The organism is Dietzia sp. B44, from assembly GCF_014145245.1.
GTDB classification, from domain to species: Bacteria; Actinomycetota; Actinomycetes; order Mycobacteriales; family Mycobacteriaceae; genus Dietzia; species Dietzia natronolimnaea.
Map to the genome: position 1 here is coordinate 1 of NZ_JAALEF010000359.1, position 2,027 is coordinate 2,027.

Genomic DNA, 2,027 nt, shown 5'->3' on the forward strand with positions numbered 1-2,027 from the left:
CGAACGCCGCCGAGGCCGCGAGGACACGGCGACCGGCTCGGCGCGGTGGGGACGAGATCGTGGGGCGCATGGTGGGGAGTCTAGGCAGTCGGCCGCGCGGGCGGGCGGACCGACGCGGCCGCCTCAGGCCTCGGGTCGCGGCGTCCTGTACCTAGCAAGTGCTTGGTTGGTAGGGTGGCCGAATGACCAGCACGACCAGACGCGAGGAGCTCCTGGCGATCGCCGCCGGGCTCTTCGCCGAGCGCGGCCTCCGTGCCACCACCGTGCGAGACATCGCCGACGCGGCCGGCATCCTCTCGGGCAGCCTGTACCACCACTTCTCGTCCAAGGAGGCGATCGTAGACGAGATCCTCCGCGGATTCCTCGACTCGCTCTTCGGGGACTACCAGCGGATCGTCGACGCGGGGTCGTCGCCCCGGGAGACCCTCGAGGGGCTGGTGCGCGTCTCGTTCGAGGCCATCCACCGCCACCGCGACGAGGTGGCCATCTACCAGGACGAGCTCAAGCATCTCCGTGGCAACCCGAGGTTCGACTACCTCCGCGAGCGCAACACCGAGTTCCGCGAGATGTGGACCGACGTGCTGAGTCGGGGAATGGAGTCCGGGGAGTTCCGTCCCGACCTCGACATCCGGCTCACCTACCGGTTCCTCCGTGACACGGTCTGGGTGGCCGTGCGCTGGTACCGGCCGGAGGATGCCGACGACCACGCCGCGATCGCGGACCAGTACCTGCGCATCGTGCTCGACGGCCTGGCCGTCGACTGATCAGCACCACCCCATCCTGATCTCATACCCCCACGAGGAGACACATGACCAGCGTGACCGGCCGCGAGGCCTACGTGATCGACGCAGTCCGGACGCCCGCGGGCAAGCGCGGCGGCAGCCTGTCCGGCCAGCACCCGGCGGACCTGGGCGCGCACGTCATCCGCGCCGTCGTCGAGCGCACGGGAATCGACCCGGAGGTCGTCGACGACGTGATCTTCGGTTGCGTGGACGCCATCGGCCCCCAGGCGGGCAACATCGCGCGCTCCGCGTGGCTCGCGGCGGGGATGCCCCTCGGCGTGCCCGGCACGACCGTCGACCGCCAGTGCGGATCCAGCCAGCAGGCCATCCACTTCGGGGCCCAGGGGATCATGTCCGGGACCCAGGACGTGGTGCTGTTCGGTGGAGTCCAGAACATGAGCGCCCTGCCCATCTCGTCGGCCATGCTGGCGGGTCGCGAGTACGGGTTCGACGACCCGTTCACCGGCTCCACCGGGTGGGTCGAGCGCTTCGGCGCCCAGGAGATCTCGCAGTTCAACGGCGCGCAGATGATGGCCGACAGGTGGGACATCTCCCGCGAGGAGATGGAGCAGTGGGCGCTGCAGTCGCACTCCCGCGCCCGCGCCGCGATCGCCGAGGGCCGGTTCGCTGGTGAGTACGTTCCGCTGGCCGGACTCGAGTCGGACGAGACCACCCGTGAGACCACACTCGAGAAGATGGCCTCACTGCCGGTGCTCGCCGAGGGAGGGTCCCTGACCGCCGCGGTGGCGTCACAGATCTCCGACGGGGCGTCCGCGGGGCTGCTCGCGTCCGCGGAGGCGGTGGAGAAATACGGCCTGACGCCGCGGGCCCGGATCCACCACCTCACCGTGCGCGGCGACGATCCGGTGATGATGCTGTCGGCGCCCATCCCGGCCACCAAGTGGGCGTTGGAGAAGACCGGCCTGACGATCGATGACATCGACGTGGTGGAGATCAACGAGGCGTTCGCCCCCGTCGTCCTGGCGTGGATCAAGGAGATCGGCGCCGACCCGGCCCGGGTGAACCCCAACGGTGGCGGCATCGCGCTGGGCCACCCGCTCGGCGCCACGGGAGCCAAGCTGTTCGCGACCCTGCTGAACGAGCTCGAGCGCACCGGCGGCCGCTACGGCCTGCAGACCATGTGTGAGGGCGGCGGCACCGCCAACGTCACGATCATCGAGCGTCTGGACGCCTGACGGCGACTATTCCCGACGACGGGACGGGCCCCGCACCAGCCGGTGCGGG

Annotated in this window: 2 protein-coding genes; both read left to right on the top strand. The window is 70.4% G+C overall.

Annotated elements, in window-relative coordinates; genetic code table 11:
• Positions 1-182 precede the first annotated feature (182 nt).
• Positions 183-764, top strand: a complete 582-nt coding sequence (locus tag G6017_RS11855; RefSeq protein ID WP_107748752.1) for a TetR/AcrR family transcriptional regulator — start codon at positions 183-185, stop codon at positions 762-764.
• 44 nt (positions 765-808) lie between these two features.
• Positions 809-1,978 (top strand): acetyl-CoA C-acetyltransferase, encoded by a 1,170-nt coding sequence (locus G6017_RS11860; RefSeq protein ID WP_182617515.1) that lies wholly within the window; start codon positions 809-811, stop codon positions 1,976-1,978.
• Positions 1,979-2,027: the final 49 nt, after the last annotated feature.

Bases quoted from the DNA above. Each gene is read 5' to 3' on its own strand.
- G6017_RS11855 (WP_107748752.1), top strand. From the start codon at position 183: ATGACCAGCACGACCAGACGCGAGGAGCTCCTGGCGATCGCCGCCGGG.
- G6017_RS11860 (WP_182617515.1), top strand. From the start codon at position 809: ATGACCAGCGTGACCGGCCGCGAGGCCTACGTGATCGACGCAGTCCGG.